General features: G+C 45.8%; 11 protein-coding genes. All 11 read right to left on the bottom strand.

Going from position 1 to position 6,068, the window contains the following annotated elements:
• Positions 1 to 90: 90 nt before the first annotated feature.
• The 11 genes from rplQ to rplR all read right to left on the bottom strand — a co-directional run bounded on the left by rplQ (position 91) and on the right by rplR (position 6,068).
• The gene (gene rplQ / locus AACQ17_RS10070) at positions 91 to 477 is read right to left on the bottom strand and encodes a 50S ribosomal protein L17 (RefSeq protein ID WP_017042856.1); all 387 of its coding nucleotides are present in this window, start codon (positions 475 to 477) and stop codon (positions 91 to 93) included.
• Between the two features lie 26 nt (positions 478 to 503).
• Complete coding sequence (locus tag AACQ17_RS10065) at positions 504 to 1,496, bottom strand: DNA-directed RNA polymerase subunit alpha (protein ID WP_010318781.1); 993 nt, start codon at positions 1,494 to 1,496, stop codon at positions 504 to 506.
• 23 nt (positions 1,497 to 1,519) lie between these two features.
• A complete protein-coding gene (rpsD, locus tag AACQ17_RS10060) occupies positions 1,520 to 2,140 on the bottom strand; it encodes a 30S ribosomal protein S4 (protein WP_013855928.1) in 621 nt (206 codons plus the stop codon).
• A gap of 27 nt (positions 2,141 to 2,167) precedes the next feature.
• Positions 2,168 to 2,557 carry a 30S ribosomal protein S11 gene (rpsK, locus tag AACQ17_RS10055; RefSeq protein WP_001118870.1) on the bottom strand — a complete coding sequence of 130 codons (390 nt, stop codon included), beginning with the start codon at positions 2,555 to 2,557 and terminating at the stop codon, positions 2,168 to 2,170.
• 20 nt (positions 2,558 to 2,577) lie between these two features.
• Positions 2,578 to 2,934 carry a 30S ribosomal protein S13 gene (gene rpsM / locus AACQ17_RS10050; protein WP_010318779.1) on the bottom strand — a complete coding sequence of 119 codons (357 nt, stop codon included), beginning with the start codon at positions 2,932 to 2,934 and terminating at the stop codon, positions 2,578 to 2,580.
• 147 nt (positions 2,935 to 3,081) lie between these two features.
• The gene (rpmJ, locus tag AACQ17_RS10045) at positions 3,082 to 3,195 is read right to left on the bottom strand and encodes a 50S ribosomal protein L36 (RefSeq protein ID WP_000868186.1); all 114 of its coding nucleotides are present in this window, start codon (positions 3,193 to 3,195) and stop codon (positions 3,082 to 3,084) included.
• A gap of 27 nt (positions 3,196 to 3,222) precedes the next feature.
• On the bottom strand, positions 3,223 to 4,557 hold the full coding sequence (secY, locus tag AACQ17_RS10040; RefSeq protein WP_017046739.1) for a preprotein translocase subunit SecY: 1,335 nt from the start codon (positions 4,555 to 4,557) through the stop codon (positions 3,223 to 3,225).
• Between the two features lie 20 nt (positions 4,558 to 4,577).
• Complete coding sequence (gene rplO, locus AACQ17_RS10035) at positions 4,578 to 5,012, bottom strand: 50S ribosomal protein L15 (protein WP_010318777.1); 435 nt, start codon at positions 5,010 to 5,012, stop codon at positions 4,578 to 4,580.
• Positions 5,013 to 5,017: 5 nt separating this feature from the next.
• Positions 5,018 to 5,194, bottom strand: coding sequence for a 50S ribosomal protein L30 (gene rpmD / locus AACQ17_RS10030; protein ID WP_004398455.1), 177 nt, complete (start codon positions 5,192 to 5,194; stop codon positions 5,018 to 5,020).
• Positions 5,195 to 5,199: 5 nt separating this feature from the next.
• The gene (gene rpsE, locus AACQ17_RS10025) at positions 5,200 to 5,700 is read right to left on the bottom strand and encodes a 30S ribosomal protein S5 (protein ID WP_010318775.1); all 501 of its coding nucleotides are present in this window, start codon (positions 5,698 to 5,700) and stop codon (positions 5,200 to 5,202) included.
• Between the two features lie 14 nt (positions 5,701 to 5,714).
• Positions 5,715 to 6,068 carry a 50S ribosomal protein L18 gene (gene rplR / locus AACQ17_RS10020; RefSeq protein ID WP_013855926.1) on the bottom strand — a complete coding sequence of 118 codons (354 nt, stop codon included), beginning with the start codon at positions 6,066 to 6,068 and terminating at the stop codon, positions 5,715 to 5,717.

The raw sequence follows: 6,068 nt of genomic DNA, 5'->3' as shown, positions 1-6,068 counted from the left end.
CTTATCTGGTTAGCCCGTGTTCAAAGATAAAATCTACGCATACAAAAAAGCCGAGTATTACTACTCGGCTTTTTTAATTATACGAACTGATTACTCAGCAGCAGCTTCTACAGCTACTTCTGGGCGATCGACAAGCTCAATGTATGCCATTGGAGCTTTATCACCAGTACGGAAACCGCACTTTAGGATACGTGTGTAGCCGCCTTGGCGAGCTGCAAAACGTGGACCTAGTTCGTTAAATAGTTTTGCCACAACTTCGTTATCACGAGTGCGAGCAAATGCTAGACGACGGTTTGCAACACTGTCAGTCTTAGCTAGTGTAATCAAAGGCTCAACGACGCGACGTAGCTCTTTTGCTTTTGGCAAAGTAGTCTTGATAACTTCATGACGTACTAGAGAGCTAGCCATGTTGCTGAACATCGCTTTGCGATGACTGCTGTTGCGGTTGAGTTGACGACCACTCTTACGATGGCGCATGACCTAATCCTTCTAACTAGTATCGATTAATCTTCAGCGATAGACGCTGGCGGCCAGTTCTCTAGGCGCATACCCAAAGATAGACCACGTGATGCAAGCACGTCTTTAATCTCTGTAAGAGATTTCTTACCAAGGTTTGGCGTTTTAAGTAGCTCAACCTCAGTGCGCTGTACTAGATCACCGATGTAGTGAATCGCTTCTGCTTTCAAACAGTTAGCAGAGCGAACTGTTAGTTCAAGATCGTCTACAGGACGCAGTAGGATTGGATCGAATTCTGGCTTCTCTTCCTTCTCCTCAGGTACACGTACATCACGAAGATCTACGAACGCATCCAATTGTTCAGCAAGAATAGTTGCTGCACGACGGATTGCTTCCTCAGGTTCTAGAGTACCGTTCGTTTCCATATCGATAACGAGCTTATCTAAATCAGTACGTTGTTCTACGCGAGCGGCTTCCACAGAGTAGGCAATTTTGTCTACTGGGCTGTAAGTAGCATCTACAAGTAGACGACCGATTGGACGCTCATCTTCTTCAGTATGGATACGAGCTGAAGCTGGAACATAACCACGACCACGTTCTACTTTGATACGCATAGCGATCTCAGCGTTGTCATCCGTTAGATGACAAATCACGTGCTCAGGGTTAGTGATCTCTACATCACCATCATGGGTGATGTCACCTGCAACAACAGGGCCCGAGCCTGATTTGTTCAGCGTAATGAACACTTCATCTTTGCCTTCGGCAACGCGAACAGCCAAACCTTTTAGGTTCAGAAGGATCTCAAGGATATCTTCTTGAATGCCTTCTTTGGTGCTGTACTCGTGTAGTACGCCTTCAATCTCCACTTCAGTTACAGCACAACCTGGCATTGAAGATAGAAGAATACGGCGAAGTGCATTACCCAGAGTATGGCCGAAACCACGCTCTAACGGCTCAAGAGTTACTTTTGCGTGTGTCGTGCTAATCTGTTCGATATCAACAAGACGTGGCTTAAGAAATTCTGTTACAGAACCCTGCATTGTGTCCTCTCTTTAGTTTAACCTTACTTAGAGTAAAGCTCGACGATCAATTGTTCGTTGATGTCAGCTGACAGGTCAGAACGCTCAGGCATACGCTTGAATGTACCTTCCATTTGGCCGCCATCTACTTCAATCCAAGTTGGTTTTTCGCGTTGTTCAGCAACTTCTAGAGCTGCTTTAATGCGAGATTGCTTTTTAGCTTTCTCACGGATTGCAACAACGTCGTTAACCGCAACATTGAAAGAAGGAACGTTTACAACTTTACCGTTAACTAGGATAGCTTTGTGGCTTACTAGCTGACGTGCTTCTGCGCGAGTAGCGCCAAAGCCCATGCGGTAAACTACGTTATCAAGACGACCTTCAAGAAGCTGAAGTAGGTTTTCACCAGTATTGCCTTTAAGACGTGCAGCTTCTTTGTAGTAGTTACGGAATTGTTTTTCTAGAACGCCATAAATACGACGAACTTTTTGCTTCTCACGAAGCTGAACACCGTACTCAGATAGACGACCGCGACGAGCGCCGTGTACACCTGGTGCGTTGTCAATTTTACACTTGGTATCAATCGCACGAATGCCTGACTTAAGGAACAAGTCAGTACCTTCGCGGCGGCTAAGCTTCAGCTTAGGACCCAAATATCTTGCCATGATCTTTCTCCAATCTTCCTAGAAACGTTATACGCGGCGTTTCTTAGGTGGACGACAACCGTTATGAGGGATTGGTGTCGCATCAACAATGTTAGTGATACGGAAACCAGCAGCGTTCAGTGCGCGAACAGTTGATTCACGACCTGGACCTGGACCCTTAACCATAACCTCTAGGTTCTTAAGGCCGTATTCTTTAGCCATTTCAGCACAACGCTCAGCAGCAACCTGTGCAGCGAACGGAGTAGACTTACGAGAACCGCGGAAACCAGAACCACCAGCAGTTGCCCAAGCTAGAGCATTACCTTGACGGTCTGTGATAGTTACGATTGTGTTATTGAAAGATGCATGGATGTGCGCTACGCCATCAGCAACTTGCTTGCGTACACGCTTACGTGCGCGAGTTGGTTGTTTTGCCATTGTACTCTATACCCTTCCGACTATTTCTTGATCGGTTTACGCGGACCCTTACGGGTACGAGCGTTGGTTTTAGTACGCTGTCCACGTAGTGGTAGACTGCGACGATGACGAAGACCACGGTAACAGCCAAGGTCCATAAGACGCTTGATGTTCATGGAAACTTCACGACGAAGATCACCCTCTACAGTGTATTTAGCTACACCATCACGCAGTAGATCGATCTGCTCTTCAGTTAGTTCACTGATCTTAACACTTTCAGCAATACCCAAATCAGCTAAGATAGCTTTCGAACGGGTCTTGCCGATGCCGTAGATTGCAGTTAATGCAATTACAGCATGCTTCTGATCAGGAATGTTAATGCCTGCTATACGGGCCACTATTCACTCCTAGTACTTATATAAGAAATTATCCGCAGCAAAGCCCGTCGAGGATACGCTGCGGCATACTACTTCTTTTGCACACAAAAGGTAGGCCGAGGAATATACTCGACCGACCTTTATATTTCAAGTAAAAATTTCTGCTAATTAGCCTTGGCGCTGCTTGTGCTTTGGCTCACTGCAAATCACGCGAACGACGCCGTTACGCTTGATTACTTTACAGTTACGACAGATTTTTTTAACGGAAGCACGAACTTTCATTGCTAAACTCCGTAAGTGAAATCTGAATTAACGGCCGTAGCCCTTCAGATTTGCTTTTTTCAACACAGAATCATACTGTTGGGACATCATATGAGTCTGTACCTGTGCCATAAAGTCCATAATCACAACCACTACGATAAGTAGTGATGTGCCGCCGAAATAGAAACGTACGTTCCACGCGACCATCATGAACTCGGGAATCAGACAGATAAAGGTAATGTAGAGAGCACCCGCTAAGGTTAGTCTGGTCATTACTTTATCAATGTATCTCGCTGTCTGCTCACCTGGGCGGATGCCGGGTACGAACGCACCGGACTTCTTCAAGTTATCCGCTGTTTCACGAGGGTTAAACACCAACGCTGTGTAAAAGAAACAGAAGAAAATAATCGCTGCTGCATAAAGCATAACGTACAGAGGTTGACCAGGGCTAAGAGCCAAAGACACATCAGTTAACCAACCGAATGTGCTGCTCTCACCATTTTGACCAAACCACTGAGCTAATGTTCCTGGGAACAAAATAATACTCGATGCAAAAATTGCAGGTATTACACCCGCCATATTAATTTTCAATGGCAAGTGAGTACTTTGCGCTGCAAACACTTTACGACCTTGTTGACGCTTTGCATAGTTAACGACAATACGACGCTGACCACGCTCCATGAAAACAACGAAATAAATTACAGCAAAAGAAAGTACCGCAATTAACAACAGAAGAAGCACATGCAATTCACCTTGACGCGCTTGCTCAATCGTTTGTCCGATTGCCGAAGGCAATCCAGCAACAATACCTGCAAAAATCAAAATGGAAATACCATTTCCTATTCCACGCTCAGTAATTTGTTCACCTAACCACATTAAGAACATGGTGCCAGTTACTAAACTCACGGTAGCAATCAGGGTAAACATGGTTTGGTCGATAACAACCAGATTGTTGACCATGTTTGGTAAGCCTGTTGCGATACCAATAGCTTGGAATATTGCAAGTACAAGCGTGCCATAACGCGTATATTGGCTAATCTTACGACGCCCTGCCTCACCCTCTTTCTTGAGTTCGGCTAACGCTGGATGAACTACAGTTAGCAATTGGACAACAATTGATGCCGAAATATACGGCATGATGCCCAATGCTAAGATAGATGCACGCGAAAGAGCACCACCGGAGAACATGTTAAACATTTCAACGATGGTACCTTTTTGCTGTTCGAACAAATCGGCAAGTACAGCTGCGTCAATACCAGGAATCGGCACAAAAGAACCGGCTCGGAATACTAAAAGTGCACCAATTACGAATAATAAGCGCGACTTTAGCTCACTTAAGCCGCTCTGAGCACTACGAAAATCTTGTCCTGGTTTCTTAGCCATCTGTACCTCGTTCCTCGAGATTATTCCTCGATTTTACCGCCTGCAGCTTCGATTGCAGCTTTAGCGCCTTTAGTCACGCGAAGACCTTTCACAGTCACTGCTTTGCTAATCTCACCAGAAAGAACAACTTTAACATTTTCGATGTTCTTAGTGATTAGGTTAGCTGCTTTCAAGCTGTTTAAATCGACCACGTCACCCGTAACTTTCGCTAGCTCAGCTAGACGAATTTCAGCAGACACTAGGCTCTTACGAGAAGTGAAACCGAATTTAGGTAGACGTTGTTTTAGAGGCATTTGACCGCCTTCAAAACCTGGACGAACTGTACCGCCAGAACGTGACTTTTGACCTTTGTGACCGCGGCCACCTGTTTTACCAAGGCCAGAACCGATACCACGGCCTAGACGCTTAGGAGCGTGCTTAGAACCAGCAGCCGGTGATAGAGTATTCAAACGCATTCTGATTACTCCTCAACTTTAACCATGTAGTAAACCTTGTTGATCATACCGCGTACACACGGTGTATCTTCAAGTTCTACTGTATGGTTGATACGACGAAGGCCTAGACCACGCAAAGTAGCTTTGTGCTTTGGTAGACGACCAATTGAGCTTTTAGTTTGAGTTACTTTAATAGTTGCCATGGTGCTTACTCCGAAATCGCTTCAACAGTGAGACCACGTTTAGCTGCAACCATTTCTGGTGACTTCACATCTACTAGACCAGCAACTGTTGCACGAACAACGTTGATTGGGTTAGTAGAACCGTACGCTTTCGCAAGTACGTTATGTACACCGGCAACTTCTAGTACAGCACGCATCGCACCACCGGCGATAACACCTGTACCTTCTGCAGCTGGCTGCATGTAAACTTTAGAGCCCGAGTGACGACCTTTCACCGCGTGGTGAAGAGTGCCTTCGTTAAGAGCGATAGTAACCATGTTACGACGCGCTTTTTCCATTGCTTTTTGAATCGCTGCAGGTACTTCACGAGCTTTGCCGTATCCGAAACCTACGCGACCATTACCGTCACCAACTACAGTTAGTGCAGTAAAGCTCATGATTCGACCACCTTTAACCGTTTTAGAAACACGGTTAACTGCGATTAATTTTTCTTGCAAATCACTAGCTTGTTGTTGTTCTTTAGCCATCTTCCAACCCTACCTTAGAATTTCAGACCAGCTTCGCGAGCAGATTCTGCTAGCGCCGCTACTCGACCGTGGTATTGGAAACCAGAACGATCAAACGCAACAGCTGATACGCCTTTTTCAAGAGCGCGTTCTGCAATAGCTTTACCTACCGCTTTAGCTGCGTCTACGTTACCGGTGTTCTTAACTAGCTCACGGATCGCTTTTTCTACAGTAGAAGCTGCTGCGATAACCTCAGAGCCGTTTGATGCGATAACCTGAGCGTACACGTGACGAGGAGTACGGTGTACTACTAGGCGAGTTGCACCCAGTTCAGCAATCTTACGACGTGCGCGTGTAGCACGACGGATGCGAGATGCTTTCTTATCCAT

It is taken from the genome of Vibrio sp. V10_P2A27P122, from assembly GCF_963874335.1.
In the GTDB taxonomy this organism is placed as follows: Bacteria; Pseudomonadota; Gammaproteobacteria; order Enterobacterales; family Vibrionaceae; genus Vibrio; species Vibrio anguillarum.
This window is presented reverse-complemented; position numbering and strand designations above follow the sequence as displayed.